This is a genomic window from Streptomyces sp. NPDC005784, from assembly GCF_042871525.1.
Classification (GTDB): Bacteria; Actinomycetota; Actinomycetes; order Streptomycetales; family Streptomycetaceae; genus Streptomyces.
This window is the reverse complement of sequence record NZ_JBIAIQ010000048.1, coordinates 1-14,170: the sequence shown is the minus strand read 5'-3', so window position 1 is coordinate 14,170 and position 14,170 is coordinate 1. Positions and strand designations below refer to the sequence as shown.

Below are 14,170 nucleotides of genomic sequence, written 5' to 3'. Positions count from 1 at the left end.
GGTCGTGACGTTCACCAGCCTGCTGGATCCGTCACAGCCGCGACCTTCACCGCCGGACCGGCCGCTGCCGGATGTTTCACCGCCTGCCCGTCGTCACAGAGCGCTCCGCGGAGAAACCGCCCCAGGTTCCGTCGGGCAGTTTCGCGAGGATCCGCACCCGGTGCGTCACGTTCGCCTTTCGGCCGATGAAGAAGCTGTAGGTGCAGGTGCCGCGGGGTGGGCTGTCGCCCCAGACGAGCGAGGTCACGGCATGCCCGTCGAGATGGATCCGGTACTCCGTGATCACTCCGTCGACCTCGGGCGCGGTCCATGACAGGTCGATGTAGTACGCCCCGTCGCTCCGGTGGGTCGTCGCCCGGAAGCCGGTCGGCGCCGTGCCCCGGCCGTCGTCCGAGCCCGGGGCGGTGGTGATCCGGACCGTGCTGCTCGGCGGCGAGACGTTGTCCGCGGCGTCACGGGCCCGCACGGTGAAGGCGTACGCCGTACCGGGCCGCAGCCCGGTGACGACGGTGGCCGTCTGCGCTCCGCCGACGCTGTGGATCTTCGAGGTGCCCTGGTAGATGTCGTACGAGGCCACGCCCCGCGCGTCGGACGACCTCGCCCAGGACAGCTGGACCGCCCGGCCGCCGACCGCCCTGCCGTGCGGGTGGCCGGGGCGGGTGGGCGGAGTGCCGTCGGCGGCGACCACCGCCGGCGTGGTGGCCCGCACCGGTTTGCTGGGCGGCCCCGGCACGCCGGCGGCGCTCCGGGCCCGGACCGTGAAGACGTACGGAGTGGACGGTTCGAGCCTGGTGATGTCCACCATGTGCTCCGAACCGGGCACTTCCTTGACCTTGGTGGTGCCGCGATATACCTCGTAGCGGGTGATCCTCGGGCTCTCGGAGGCCAGGTTCCACATGACGTGCACGCTGGTCGCGCTCCCCGCGGCGGCGGTCACGCCCATGGGCGCGGCGGGTAGCCGTTCGCCCTGGCCGGACGTCCCGGCGCCCCAGCCACAGGACGACGCGAGCGCGAGCAGCGCGCCGCACAGCAGCGCGCGCAGGACGGTGGGGGGAACGCGTCGCACGGGTCTGCCCTCCCTCGACGGGATTGGTCTGTACCTATAAGACACGGGTGACGCGGCCACATCAAGAGGGTGGACGCCGTTGGCCGCACTGTTCCGGAGGTACGTATGCTGATCCCTGACGCGGTGTGAACTCGCCCCACTTTCAGGGGAGTTCCTGCCCACGGCGCGGAACGCTGTCGTCGCTGATCCCGCGCCGGCGCGTGCGGTCGAGTGGCCGGAGCCGGCTGTGGCTCGGGCCCTCGGCCGTACGGCGCCCGGGGAAGTGGCCGTGCACCGTCCGGCCCCCTCCCGGTGGACGCACTGTCGGACGCCCACCAGATTTGGCCAAATGAGCGTCCATGTCCCCCAGGAGAGGGTCTCCCATCGTGCGTGTCCAGTCGCTGACGCTGGCCGCGGCCGCGGTAGCCGCCCTGCTCGCGTCGGCCCCGGCGATCCTGTCCACCACCCCCACCACGGGCCGCCCCGGAAGCCCCGTCGTGCCCGTGCGGGAGGGTTCCGTCCGGGCCGCCGACCTGCTGGCGAAGCTCGGGGCCTGTGCCGCCGTCTCGAACGGGCGCTACCGCAGCGACGACGGCACGCGTGCCGAGATCCCGGTCTGCGGAACCCAGGGGGCCGTCTTCTGGAAGGCGGACATGGACATCGACTGCGACGGCAGACCGGGCCTCCTGTGCAACAGCCGTACAGACCCGCTCTTCTCCGAGTCCACGGCCTTCCAACAGTCCGACGGCCGCTATCTGAGTGCCGAGACCCTGCCCTACATCGTCGTCCCGGCTGCCGGCGACATCTGGGACTACCGGGACCACGGCATCGAGCCCGGCTCGGTGGCGGCCGTGATCTACCAGGACCGCGTCCAGTACGCCGTCGTCGGTGACACCGGCCCGCAGGACATCATCGGCGAGGCCTCGTACGCGACGGCCGCGGCGCTCGGTATCCGCCCCGATCCGCGCGGCGGCGGTACACCCTCCGGGGTCACCTACATCGTGTTCAAGAACTCGCGGGTGTCACCCATCGAGGACCATGCCGCCGCTGTGGCGGCGGGGGAGCGGCTGGCACGAAAGCTCCTGGACGAGGGATAGCCGCCGAGGCCCGGCGCAGGGCCGCCGCGACGGCAGAACGGCCGGTCCCCTGGCCGCCCCGGTCCGGCCATCCGTTCCCTGTCCGGTCGTCGGACCCAGTGCGGCCGTCCGTTCCCGGTCCGGCCATCCGTCCCCGGACCGGTCGTCGGACCCAGTGCGGCCGTCCGTTCCCGGTCCGGCCATCCGTCCCCGGACCGGTCGTCGGACCCAGTGCGGCCGTCCGATCTCGGTCCGGCAGTCCGATCCGGGTCTGGTTGTCCGATCCTGGCCCGGACGTCGGTCCCCGGTCCGCCGCCAGGCCGCGGCCCGGACGTCGGTCCCCGTTCCGGCTGCCCATTCCGGTCCGCGGCCAGAGCCCGGACCGGCCGTCAGACCGCTGCCCAGCCGTTGTCGACGGGCAGGATCACGCCGTTGATGTTGCTCGCGGCGTCCGAGGCGAGGAACACGATCGCGGCGGCCTGTTCCGCGGCCTCGGCGAGCCGGCCGACGTTGCCCATGTACGCGCCGAGGACGGCGGGGCCCTGGGAGCCCGCCTCTATGTCCACGGCGATGCCGGTCGCCGTGCCGCCCGGAGCGATGGCGTTGGTGCGGATGCCCTTGTCCCGGTACATCACGGCGAGGGACTTGGTGAGCCCCACGATGCCGTGCTTCGAGGCGGTGTACGCGGCGCCGGCGGCGCTGCCGCGCAGGCCCGCTTCCGAGGCGGTGTTCACGACGGCGCCCTTGCCGGCGGCGAGCATGTGCGGCAACACCGCCCGGGTGAGCAGGAACGGGGCCGTGAGGTTGACCCGGATGACCCGCTCCCACTCCGCGTCACTGACCTCGGCCACCGCCGACATACGGTCCATGATCCCGGCGTTGTTCACCAGCACGTCCACTCCGCCGAACCGCTCCACGGCGGTCGCGGCCACCCGGTCGACGACCGCCTGCTCGCTCAGGTCGCCCGTGACGGCCACGGCGCTGCCGCCGGCCGCCTCGATCTCCTCGACGACCCCCGCGGCGCCATCGGCGTTGAGATCGGCCACGACCACCCGCGCGCCCTCGGCCGCGAAGGCGAGGGCGGTGGCACGGCCGATGCCCGAGCCCGCGCCGGTGACGATGACGCTGCGGCCGTCCAGTCCAGTGGTGGTCATGACGTTCTCCCAGAGATGCGCACGGGTGCAGCCGAGGTGCTGCGCCGCCACAGTACGACTTAATGTCGCTGAATGACAGAAAGCCCCCGGAGTGGTGACGGAGATCGCTAGAATCACCGCAGTCCCGGGCAGGATCCGCAGACGGACCAAGGAGTCACCAGTGCCGGACGGCGCGATCGGCGAACACCCAGGCCGGGGCCGCGGCCGTACCGGGCGGCCACCGCTGACCGACGAGCGCAGGGCCGAGATCCGGCTGGAGATCGCCCGCGCCGCGGTGGAACTCTTCGTGGACCAGGGCGTGGCCGCCACCACCGGGGATCAGATCGCCCAGGCCGTCGGCCTGTCCGGGCGGACCCTGTGGCGCTACTTCCCGAGCAAGGAAAGCTGCGTCAGCCCGCTGTTCGCGGCCGGGATCGACGCGATCGCCGCGGCGCTGCGCGCCTGGCCGGCGGACGGTCCACTGGAGGACGCCCTGGAGCGGGCGTCCACGAGCGCCGAGGGCCCGCTGGCGAAACCGCAGCCGCCGAGGGTCCGCACACTGTTGAGGCTCACCCGCACCGAGCCGGGACTGCGCGCCGTCTGGCTCCAGGCCCATGACGAGGCCGAGCCGGTCTTCGCCCGCGCTCTCGCCGACCGCGCCGGTCTTGGCGCCGTCGATCTGCGCTCCGAGATCCAGGCCGCCATGCTCAACGCGGCTCTGCGCGCGGCGGTCGAGAACTACGCGTGGCGCACCGACGAAGAGGAGCCCGACCCCGCGACGGCCCAGTCGGAGCTGGCGGCGACCATCCGATCGGCTCTGACCGTCGCGGCGAACGGGATCTCCTGATCCCGGTCCGCATGCTTCCTGGTCCGCATGCCTCCTGGTCCGCACGCTCCCCGGGCCTGCCGTGACCCTTCCCGGGCCTCGGAGCTTTCGGTCCTCATACCTTCCGATAGGTGTACGCCTCCGCGGCCGCCGCCTCCACCGCCGCGAGGTCGGCGCCCGCCGAGGCCGTGACGACCGCGGCCACCGCCCCCTCGACGAAGGGGGCGTCCACCAGCCGCGTGTTGTCCGGGAGTTCGTCGCCCTCGGCGAGCAGCGCCTTGACGGTGAGCACGGCACTGCCCAGGTCGGTGAGCACGGCGATCCCGGCGCCCTGGTCCACGGAGGCCGCGGCGGCGGCGATCAGCTCGGCGCTGGTGCCGAGGCCCCCGTCCAGGGTGCCGCCCGCCGGGGCGACGGGAGCGATCGCGCCGCCACCGGCCAGGCCCGTCGCCAGCTCGGCGACGGACGCGGCGACGGCGGCACTGTGCGAGACCAGCACGATGCCGACGAGTCGTTCCTCGGTGTCACTCACCGGCCGCCTCCACGAGTGCCGCGATCAGCAGCGCCGAGGACGTGGCGCCCGGGTCCTGGTGCCCGATGCTGCGCTCGCCCAGATAGCTCGCCCGGCCCTTACGGGCCTGCAGGGGCGTCGTCGCGACGGCGCCCGACTCGGCGGCGGACTTCGCCGCGGCGAACGACTCGGCCAGCGCGTCGACCGCGGGCACCAGGGCGTCGATCATCGTCTTGTCGCCGGGCGCGGCTCCGCCCAGCGCCATGACCGCGTCGACGCCCGTGCGCAGCGCGTCCGTGAACTGTTCATCGGTGACCTCGGCGGCGTCCCCGAGTGCCTTGCCGGTCCGGCGCAGCAGGGTGCCGTACAGCGGCCCGGACGCGCCGCCGACCGTCGAGATCAGCTGCCTCCCGGCGAGTGTGAGGACGGCGCCGGGGGTGTCCGGAGCCTCCTTCTCCAGGGTGGCGGTCACGGCGGCGAAACCGCGCTGCAGATTGCTGCCGTGGTCGGCGTCACCGATGGGCGAGTCCAGGTCGGTGAGTCGCTCCGCCTCGCGGTTCACGGACGCGGCGGTCACCGTCATCCAACGGCGGAAGAAATCGGCGTCGAGCACGGAATCTCCTTGCGTGGTAAGAAAGTTGACCTGGTGCCGTTCGGCGGACGCCGGGCGGCAGCCGACCTCCCGTCGACCGGGCTCACCTGCACCCGTCCACGGGCCGGGATCACTTACCCCGGCCCGTCGACCCGTTCACGTACGCGGGCTCGTCGACCCGTTCACGTACGGCCGGGCCCGTCGACCGGGTTCACACGCCCCAGCGCAGCCCCGGCGTCTTCACCGGCGCGTCCCACAGACGCAGCAGTTCCTCGTCGACCTGGCACAGGGTCACCGACGCCCCGGCCATGTCGAGGGAGGTGACGTAGTTGCCGACCAGGGTCCGCGCGACGGGGATGCCCCGCTCGGTCAGCACCCGCTGCACCTCCGCGTTGAAGCCGTACAGCTCCAGCAGAGGGGTGGCGCCCATGCCGTTGACGAGGACCAGCACCGGATTGCGCGGTGCGAGGTCCTCCAGGACGGCGTGCACGGAGAAGTCGGCGATCTCGCGCGAGGTCATCATCGCGCGCCGCTCCCGGCCCGGCTCGCCGTGGATGCCGACGCCGAGCTCCAGCTCCCCGGGCGGCAGATCGAACGTCGGGCTGCCCTTGGCCGGAGTCGTACAGGCGCTGAGCGCCACGCCGAAGCTGCGGGAGTTCTCGTTGACCTGCCGGGCCAGTGCCTCGACCGCCTCCAGGGGCGCGCCCTCCTCGGCGGCGGCGCCCGCGATCTTCTCCACGAACAGCGTCGCGCCGGTTCCGCGCCGCCCGGCCGTGTACAGACTGTCGGTGACGGCCACGTCGTCGTTGACTAGGACCTTTGCGATCCGGATGCCCTCGTCCTCGGCCAGCTCCGCCGCCATGTCGAAGTTGAGGACGTCGCCGGTGTAGTTCTTCACGATGAACAGGACGCCCGCGCCGCTGTTCACGGCCGCCGCCGCCCGCAGCATCTGGTCCGGCACCGGTGAGGTGAAGACCTCGCCGGGGCAGGCCGCCGACAGCATTCCGGGGCCCACGAATCCGCCGTGCAGCGGCTCGTGTCCGGATCCGCCGCCGGAGACGAGGCCCACCCTTCCCGCGACCGGGGCGTCCCTGCGTACGATCACGCGGTTCTCGACGTCCACCGTCAGCTCCGGATGCGCTGCCGCCATGCCCCGCAGCGCGTCCGCCACCACCGTTTCCGCCACGTTGATGAGCATCTTCATGGGAACCTCCCGGCGAGATTGACAGTCGAGCTTCTGACCTGCGTTTTCCCTGGTCAAGCCTGGTGTGGATGGTTCTTGATCGTGGCGCTTCGTGGCGCTCGTCGTCGGACTGCGGCGGTACTGATGCTGACCCGATGCCGACTTTCGTGGCGGCCTGTCAGATTCGCGGGACGATTGGATGTGGGCCGGCGGGAGTGCTGTCATCCCCAGTATCGACCTTGCGCCAGCGAAGGTCACGCGCGCGGACGCTCGGGGAGGTGCGCGCGTACTGGAACCGCTCTCTGCCGTCCACGTGTGAGGGCAGGGCGCAGCACGTCGGCACCAGCTTTCCCCTGCCTACCGACGCTCTGTCCGGCGCGCGGGATCCCGATCCTCTCGATACCGTGGACAAAGCGCCCTTTTGTACTTTGTGCCGATCTTCGGCCAGCTACCGGTGGAGGGCGGCAAATGGACCCACACCGAGCTGCCATGAGTTCGTCGGCGAGTCCTTCGTCTGCTCGTGGTAGAGCGGCTTCCGCAGGCAGGATCGCTTCGGGAACACAGAGCACTGTCATCGTTGCAGCTACAGGGTGAAGGCGGCAGTGGCGATTGACGTCATTCGATTCGGCCTGGATCGGGAACCGCGGAAGATCCACCATGACTTCAGTCGGCGACCCGCGCTCCACTGGTGTCCGCGCCGCGGACAGTGCGTGGTTGACCGTTCGCCCGGTTGGTGTGAGGTCGCGGCCGGGCGGCCGTCTGACAAGGATCGGTGAACGAACGTGCTGGAAAGCGTCCTTGAACGCTTTCCAGCACGTCGTCACGCGAAATTCGTCACCGGGGCGACGTCACTTGCCGTAGTACGCGTTGTGGATCGTCAGCGTCGACTCGTTGCCCTGCTTGTCCGTGACATCGGCGAGGAACGAGATGCCCTCGTCCTTCGCCGGGTTCCTCACGGAGATCTTGCCGCTCTCGACCTTAACGAGCTGCCAGGTCGTTCCGTCGTCGTAACTCACGGACACGACGAGCGACTTGAGGTTCTTCCCGGCCGCCGAGCCTTGCACGGTCACCGGGACCTGGACCGACTTACCCGCCGGGGCGCGCGAGGCGAGGTCGACGGGGGCCGCGAAGCGGACGGTGGACACCGGCAGCGCCGTGGTGGCCGAGACCTCCTTGGAGCGGAACGTGAAGCTGGTGTCGATGCGGGTTGAGGCCGCGGCGACCTTCGCCGAGCGCTCGACGGAGGTCGTCAGCCGGTATTCGGCGTCGGTGGAGTCGACCGTGAAGGGCTTCCCGCCGCTCAGCGGGTCGTCGTTGTCGCCGACCTTGACGCCGTCGCGGTACAGCGCCGACGTGGCCGAGGTGTACGTAGAGGAACCCAAGTGGCCCTTGCCGTCGGCGACCAGCGGCAGGGAGCCGATGATCTGCTGCTCGCCCGTGGCCGGGTCCGGTGCGGTGCGGAAGACACCCATGTTCTCGCCCAGAAGCGGGCCGAACACGCCGGTGTTGAACGTCTCTCGGTACGTCCTGCCGGCTTCGTAGCGCTTCGGCGCGGCCATCTCGTAGCCTGCGTCGAAGGCCGGGTAGCCCCACTTGTCGGGCTCGCCCAGCTGATCGACCTTGGTCAGCCACTTCACGCCGTCGGCAGTGGAGACGTAGAAGGTGCGCGTGCCGGGGGCCGCCTGTGGCGCCGTGAACCCGTTGCCCTCCGGCGCACCCGGCAGATGGGGGAACGGGGAGGCGAGAGTGGTCTTCCCTGCAGCGGAAGCACCGACGTTCACCCTCAGTGTCGCCAGCTCGTCCGCCTTCACGTGCTTGGTGTATCCGGTCGCGACCTCCTGCGTCTTGCCGCCGTAGGCCACCGAGTACTGAGTGGTGGCGTCCCTGACGAAGTGCGCGTCCCAGGTCTGCAGGAGCGAGCCGTCCGTGACGGCCGGACCCAGGTGTGCGGTGCGGAACCCGGTGAACCCTCTGAGGACCCAGCCGTTGCCGACGCGGCCGATGTCGGTCGCGAGCTCGTAGTACGTCCCCCCGTAGTCCACCGTGTCGAGGCCGGGCACGGTGATGTCCACCGGCTTGGTGGTGCGCGCGTCGGCGGTGACGGTGGTGTCGCCGGAGATGTCCAGCTTCGGCTGGGCGATCCAGTCGGTGCCCTTGGTGAGGTCCGACGGGTCCTGGTAGACGGCCGTGTTGAACGTGTACGTGCCCTTGGGCACGCGGATGGTGTGCGTGCCCGGCTCGTTGTCGATGCGGGTCTGGTAGCCCTTGGCGAGGCCGGCGACGCCGATCAGGCTGTTGGAGAAGTTCCGTGCGTCGGTGCCGTCGCGACCGATGGTCCTGAGCGTGACGTCGTAGGACTCCGCCTCGCGGACGGCTGCCACGGCCGTGCGGACGGACTGGCCCGCGCCGGTGGCGCTGACGTAGCCCGAGTAGGTGCCGTCGGCGTCACCGATCCTGGTGTCGGCGGTCAGGTCGACCTCGGTCCTGCCGCCGGCGGGCACGGTCACCTGGGTGGCGCCGAGCGCGAAGAACCCGGCCGGGGCCGGCTTTCCCGCCGGGTCCAGCGCGGACACCGACAGGTCGAGGGTGACGTCGCTGCTCCCGAGGTTGCGGTAGCCGATCTTCTGGCTGAGGGGCTGGTCGTCGGTGTGCGGCCACTGTGCGGTGCCGATGTTCAGCGAGACCGGATCGGCGATCACGCTCTGGGCCAGCGCCTTTTCGACCTGGATGCGGCCCGAGCCCTGCTGGAAGACGGTGTAGTCGCCGCCCTTGGCCGACGCGATCAGCGCGCCCTTGAGCTCGGCCGCCTTCCAGGTCGGGTGCTGCTGCTTGAGGATCGCCGCAGCGCCCGCGACGTGCGGGGTGGCCATGGAGGTGCCGTCGAGCTGCAGGTAGCCGGGGGCCGGGTGCGGGATACCGGGGTCGGTGTCGAACAAGCTGCCGGAGGCGGCGGCCGCGGTGATGGCGACGCCGGGGGCGGTCACGTCCGGCTTGACGGCACCGTCACCGACCCGCGGCCCGATGCTGGAGAAGGACGCCAGCTTGTCGTCCTTGTCGACGGCGCCGACGGTCAGCGCGGCGTCCGCGCTGCCCGGCGAGCCCACCGTCGACGCGCCGTACTCGCCGTCGTTGCCCGCCGCGATGGCGAACAGGACCCCCTTCTCGGCGGACAGCCTGTTGACCTCCTCCTCCATGGGGTCGACGCCCGGGGAGTCCGAGCCGCCCAGGCTGAGGTTGATGATGTCCGCGCCCTCGTCGGCGGCCCACTCCATGCCCGCGATGATGGCGGAGTCGTCCCCGAATCCCTCGTCGTTCAGCACCTTGCCGCTGATCACCTTGGCACCCGGTGCGACGCCCTTGTACTTGCCACCCGACTCGGCACCGGTTCCGGCGGCGATCGAGGCGACGTGCGTGCCGTGCCCGACGCGGTCCACGGTGTCGGGCGAGCCGGAGAAGTTCTTCTCCTCGACGACCTGGGTCTTCAGGTCGTCGTGGGTCTTGTCGACGCCGGTGTCGAGGACTGCGATCTCGACGCCTGTGCCGTCGTACCCGGCCTCCCACGCCTTGTCGGCGCCGATCTGCTTGACGCTGCGGTCCAGGCTTGCCTTGCGCACCCCGTCCAGCCAGACCTTGCGGATGCCGGAGGCGGTGGCGCGCACGCCGCTCTTCTGCTGGTCGGTCAGCGCCTCCCACACCTTGGCCACGTCGTCCCGCGACGTACTGATGGCGTCGGCGTCGATGGTCGGGAACGTGCGCCGCAGCTGGGTGTCACCGGCGGAACGCACCTCGGCCCGTGCGGCGCCGGCGGCGCCCCCGGCGTACTGCACGATCAGCTTGAGCCCGTCGCGCTGGCTCTTGCGCAGCAGCGGGTCGGTGAGGTCGCCGATGTCGAAGAGCCGCTGGTCCAGCTTCCCCGTGGCGATGAGGCGCTGCGCGTCGCTGGGCACCACCAGCGTGTGGTCCTTGATGCGCTGCACCTGTACGGGTATGCGCTCACGGCCCTTGGCGGGCTCGAAGCCCACCACCTGGTCCTTGGTGCCGACCACCACACGGTCGCCCGTGATGAGCTGGATCCGCTGATTGCCGTCGAAGCGCGTGGTGTTCGGTCTGGTCGTCGTGTTCGCGGCGATCGCTGTCGTGGGGCCGGTCATGCCTGCCACGAGGGCCACCGACGTGGCCGCTGCGATGGTGAAGGCGGGTGCCCTCTTCACTGTTGAGCGCAAGTCTCCCCCAGGAGCTTGGGATGAAGGCGAGTGGTCGTTTCCGGCCGTGGGCGGAACGTCCCTCGCCGGTCAGCGCAGTATGTGATGTGAGGGATACGTGATCAACGGCGTGCCAGGAGTGAAGAATCGAGGACATGACTTCAAGACACCTTTGGAAGTGTTGACCTTCAGGCGAGCTGGGGCTGCACGACCGACGGCCGTGCCGGGCCCTCATCCATGTGGCGGCCCACCCCTTGCGTGGTCGTGATCTACCGCGAGCGGCTCGGTGCGGGGTGCAGCCAACCGAGGTGCACCGCCATCGCGTTCCGAGGTGCACCGCCATCGCGTTCGAGAACGGATCGGCGTTCTCGCCCCGTACCGGATCGGCGTTCTCGCCCGTACCGGGCCCAGTCGGCGAGCGCCCGTGCGTCCTCGGACACCAGCACATCCGCGGACGGAGCATGCTCTTCCGATTGGCCGGATCGTCACCTGCGTGGAGCCTGTCGCCGTTCGGGCACGGGAGCGCCGTCGTGACCCGCGGCCGTCCTCCGGGCGGGCCTGGAAGCGGGCGCGCCACCGTGCCACAGGTCCGGCAGCCAGAACGTGCCGCCGCGGTCAGGTCGCGTCAGGCAGCTGTGGCGCGGCACCCTCGGCGTGGGCGCCGCGTGATCCGAGCGAGAGCCCTGGGGGGAAACGGTGGACCCGGGAGCCGGGGCTACGGGCGGAGACCGGTCACGGTGGCCGGCTTTTGAGCGCTCCCGGATCCGACGGGCCGACAAGGTGTCAGAGCATAAGCAGCAATCGCGTGTTCGGTACGAGCTTCCGGTTCACGCTGGTGCTCTGCACGAAGATCGTGAAGTCGTCGTTGTGGTCGGGCTTGACGCGCACTTCCACGTCCGGCAGGCCGAGCAGGGCTCGGGCCTCGGGTCCCGAGTACACCCGGTCCGTCTTCTTCTCCAGCACCGCGATCTGCTTCCGCGCCTGGATCTTCTCGGACTTGCTCAGCTGGTAGAACGCGCCACCGGTACGGTAGGTGTGCCCGCATTCGACGACCCAGTCCCGTATCGCCGCGTCACGGGTCACCGGGATCAGCCGGTACCCCGACGGATCGACCGCAGCGAGGCCGGCCGCCTGGATGGTGTCCTTGTTGACCGCCTCCGCACCCACGGAGAACACTGCCCGCGATCCCCGGATGCCCTGGGTGCGGCCCACCATGAATTTCTCGGTGGCCTCCCGGATGACCTGCCCGGCCTCCTCCAGACCCTGTGTGCTCGTGGCGTCCCAGACGGCGATGTTGTCCCTCGGGAAACCGCACTGCATGGCCTCGCGCTTGCCCATCTGGTCCGGCACGAGGACGGCCAGCGTCCAGTTGTCCTCCTGCGTCGCGATCATCTCGGCAACGGCCTTGACCAGTTCACGCGGATTCCTGACAGGGGCATCCGGACAGCGATGACTCGCGTTCTCCTGCCCGTCCGTAAGCACGAACGTCAGGAAGCTGTGGTCGCCGTACAGTTGGGCCGTCTGTGCCAGCTCCTGCTGTGACTTCAGCGCGGCTGCGAGCAGAGCCGTCATTCCACCGACCCGGTACGACTGCTTCAGCGACGGCATCCGCAGCACGTCCTTGTCATAGATGACGCACTCCACCTTGTCCGCGAAGACGTACACCGTGACACGGGTTTCCTGGTCCAGCTCCCTCGACCGGCGAGCAAGATACGCAATCTGCTGGTCGGCGACTTCGACGACCTTGCGGCTCAGATGCGACATGGACGAACTGGCATCCAGCACAAGGGCAACGTGATTGATGTAGTTCTGGCTTCCGCCCATGGCAGCTCCCCCTCGTTCCGACTCGATGCCTCTACTGTGTCACCCAGCACTGACAATCGATCTTGGCTCCCGGAGACGGAACGGCCATGGCGTCCGGGCTTGTTCGCGACCTCCTGGTGAGAAGAGCCGCCGGGCCGTTGTCGGGAAGTGCCCACGTCGGGAGCGGGGCCGGCCGGGCGTCGACCGCGGCGCGGCGCCGCTTCGGAGCGGCGGCCGACAGGGACCGTCGCCGTCTGTCGCGAACGTGAGCGAACGTGAACGAACGGCCGGCCTGCCCGGCCTGCGACCGGATCGGCCGTGCGACAAGCCGGCACTGGGAGGTATCGGCGCTCGGACGGTGATGGTCACGTGCGCGGACCGCCATCGGTGAGTGCGCGTGCCGCACTCACCGGTTCCACTTGACGCGGGTGTACTACTTCCCCGCGTTCTGCACCCGGAGGCTGCCGCGCTCGTTCTCCTTGAGCGCGCGGCCGATGATCAGGCGCTGGATCTGGTTGGTGCCCTCGAAGATCTGCATGACCTTGGCCTCGCGCATATAGCGCTCGACCGGGAAGTCGCGGGTGTAGCCGGCGCCGCCCAGCACCTGGACCGCGTCGGTGGTGACCTTCATTGCGTTGTCGGTGGATATCAGCTTCGCGATCGACGCCTCGGACTGGAACGGGAGTCCCTCGTCCTTGAGGCGGGCGGCGGCGAGCGTGGTGGCCCGGGAGACCTGCACCGCCGCGGCCATGTCGGCGAGGACGAAGGCCAGTCCCTGGTGCTCGATGATGGGCCGGCCGAACGTCTCCCGCTCCCGCGAGTAGCGCAGCGCGTGGTCCAGCGCCCCCTGGGACAGGCCCGTGGCCACCGCCGCGATACCGAGGCGTCCGCAGTCCAGTCCGGCGAAGGCGATCCTGAGCCCGTCGCCCTCCTCGCCGAGCCGGCGGTGGGCGGGGACGCGTACGTTCTCCAGGCGCACGGTGGCGGTGGCGGACCCGGTCAGGCCCATCTTCTGCTCCGGGGGATCGGCCACCACGCCCGGGGTGTCGGCCGGGACGAGGAAGCAGGAGATGGCGCGCGAGCCGGCGTCGGACGTGCGTGCCATGACCGTGTAGAAGTCCGCGTGCCCACCGTGTGTCGTCCAGGCCTTCGCGCCGTTGAGCACATAGTCGTCGCCGTCCCGGACCGCCCGGGTGCGCATCGCGCCCGGGTCGGAACCGGCATGGGCCTCGGACAGGCAGTAGGCGCCGAGCAGCTCGCCGCCGAGCATGTCAGGGAGCCATTCCTTCTTCTGCTCCTCGGTGCCGAACGAGGCGAGGGCGAAGCAGGACAGCGCGTGCACCGAGACGCCCACCGCCACGCTCGCCCACACGGCGGCGATCTCCTCGAGAGCCTGGAGGTAGACCTCGTAGGGCTGGTCACCGCCGCCGAACTCCTCGGGGTAGGGCAGGCTCAGCAGCCCGGCCCGGCCGAGCGTGCGGAAGACCTCGCGGGGGAAGCGTTCCGCGGCCTCCGCCTCGGCGACGCGCGGGGCGAGCTCCTTCTCGGCGAGCTCGCGGGTGAGAGCGATCAGGTCGACGGCTTCCGGCGTGGGGAGCGTGCGGGTCGCGGGCATGGCATGTCCTCGGTGGTGGCAGTTCGCTGGACGATTTTGATACGCCAGGCGATACAACAGTATCGTTTTTGGTACCGTCAGGCCATGGTCCCGTTACCTTTTCCGTGGCCCCGCAATGGGGCGCCTGGCCCCCGGGTCCGGTATGGCTGTGTGCCCCCTGTCGTACGGATGACCTGGGGGGTGT

General features: G+C 70.3%; 10 protein-coding genes. 2 read left to right on the top strand and 8 right to left on the bottom strand.

The annotated features are described in order from the left end of the window. Positions 1-76: 76 nt before the first annotated feature. Positions 77-1,066, bottom strand: a complete 990-nt coding sequence (locus ACFYR3_RS40220; protein ID WP_355854048.1) for a fibronectin type III domain-containing protein — start codon at positions 1,064-1,066, stop codon at positions 77-79. A gap of 365 nt (positions 1,067-1,431) precedes the next feature. On the opposite strand from ACFYR3_RS40220, the gene ACFYR3_RS40215 reads away from it, so the two are divergent. Next, a complete protein-coding gene (locus tag ACFYR3_RS40215) occupies positions 1,432-2,142 on the top strand; it encodes a glycoside hydrolase family 75 protein (protein WP_355854159.1) in 711 nt (236 codons plus the stop codon). Positions 2,143-2,510: 368 nt separating this feature from the next. Here the strand turns inward: ACFYR3_RS40215 and ACFYR3_RS40210 are convergent, their stop codons facing one another. Then, positions 2,511-3,275, bottom strand: a complete 765-nt coding sequence (locus tag ACFYR3_RS40210; RefSeq protein WP_355854045.1) for a glucose 1-dehydrogenase — start codon at positions 3,273-3,275, stop codon at positions 2,511-2,513. A 160-nt stretch (positions 3,276-3,435) separates the two neighbouring features. Here ACFYR3_RS40210 and ACFYR3_RS40205 point away from each other — a divergent pair, with 160 nt between their 5' ends. Continuing rightward, positions 3,436-4,101, top strand: coding sequence for a TetR/AcrR family transcriptional regulator (locus ACFYR3_RS40205; protein ID WP_355854042.1), 666 nt, complete (start codon positions 3,436-3,438; stop codon positions 4,099-4,101). A gap of 94 nt (positions 4,102-4,195) precedes the next feature. Here ACFYR3_RS40205 and ACFYR3_RS40200 read toward each other — a convergent pair whose 3' ends face one another. The 6 genes from ACFYR3_RS40200 to ACFYR3_RS40175 all read right to left on the bottom strand — a co-directional run bounded on the left by ACFYR3_RS40200 (position 4,196) and on the right by ACFYR3_RS40175 (position 13,986). Then, entirely contained in the window at positions 4,196-4,612 is a 417-nt protein-coding gene (locus ACFYR3_RS40200) for a PTS fructose transporter subunit IIA (protein ID WP_355854039.1), read from the bottom strand. After that, the gene (dhaL, locus tag ACFYR3_RS40195) at positions 4,605-5,204 is read right to left on the bottom strand and encodes a dihydroxyacetone kinase subunit DhaL (RefSeq protein ID WP_389287064.1); all 600 of its coding nucleotides are present in this window, start codon (positions 5,202-5,204) and stop codon (positions 4,605-4,607) included. Before dhaL ends, ACFYR3_RS40200 begins: the two co-directional genes overlap by 8 nt. 190 nt (positions 5,205-5,394) lie before the next feature. Further along, positions 5,395-6,387, bottom strand: a complete 993-nt coding sequence (dhaK, locus tag ACFYR3_RS40190; protein WP_355854033.1) for a dihydroxyacetone kinase subunit DhaK — start codon at positions 6,385-6,387, stop codon at positions 5,395-5,397. A gap of 827 nt (positions 6,388-7,214) precedes the next feature. After that, positions 7,215-10,577 carry a S8 family serine peptidase gene (locus tag ACFYR3_RS40185; RefSeq protein ID WP_389287062.1) on the bottom strand — a complete coding sequence of 1,121 codons (3,363 nt, stop codon included), beginning with the start codon at positions 10,575-10,577 and terminating at the stop codon, positions 7,215-7,217. A 774-nt stretch (positions 10,578-11,351) separates the two neighbouring features. Further along, entirely contained in the window at positions 11,352-12,392 is a 1,041-nt protein-coding gene (locus ACFYR3_RS40180; RefSeq protein WP_356785104.1) for a vWA domain-containing protein, read from the bottom strand. 412 nt (positions 12,393-12,804) lie between these two features. Then, positions 12,805-13,986, bottom strand: coding sequence for an acyl-CoA dehydrogenase family protein (locus tag ACFYR3_RS40175; RefSeq protein ID WP_355854027.1), 1,182 nt, complete (start codon positions 13,984-13,986; stop codon positions 12,805-12,807). Between the last annotated feature and the right edge of the window lie 184 nt (positions 13,987-14,170).

What these genes read in the sequence shown, in the direction of transcription:
- dhaK (WP_355854033.1), bottom strand. Translation starts at nt 6,387, where the DNA reads ATGAAGATGCTCATCAACGTGGCGGAAACGGTGGTGGCGGACGCGCTG.
- ACFYR3_RS40210 (WP_355854045.1), bottom strand. Translation starts at nt 3,275, where the DNA reads ATGACCACCACTGGACTGGACGGCCGCAGCGTCATCGTCACCGGCGCG.
- ACFYR3_RS40180 (WP_356785104.1), bottom strand. Translation starts at nt 12,392, where the DNA reads ATGGGCGGAAGCCAGAACTACATCAATCACGTTGCCCTTGTGCTGGAT.
- ACFYR3_RS40175 (WP_355854027.1), bottom strand. Translation starts at nt 13,986, where the DNA reads ATGCCCGCGACCCGCACGCTCCCCACGCCGGAAGCCGTCGACCTGATC.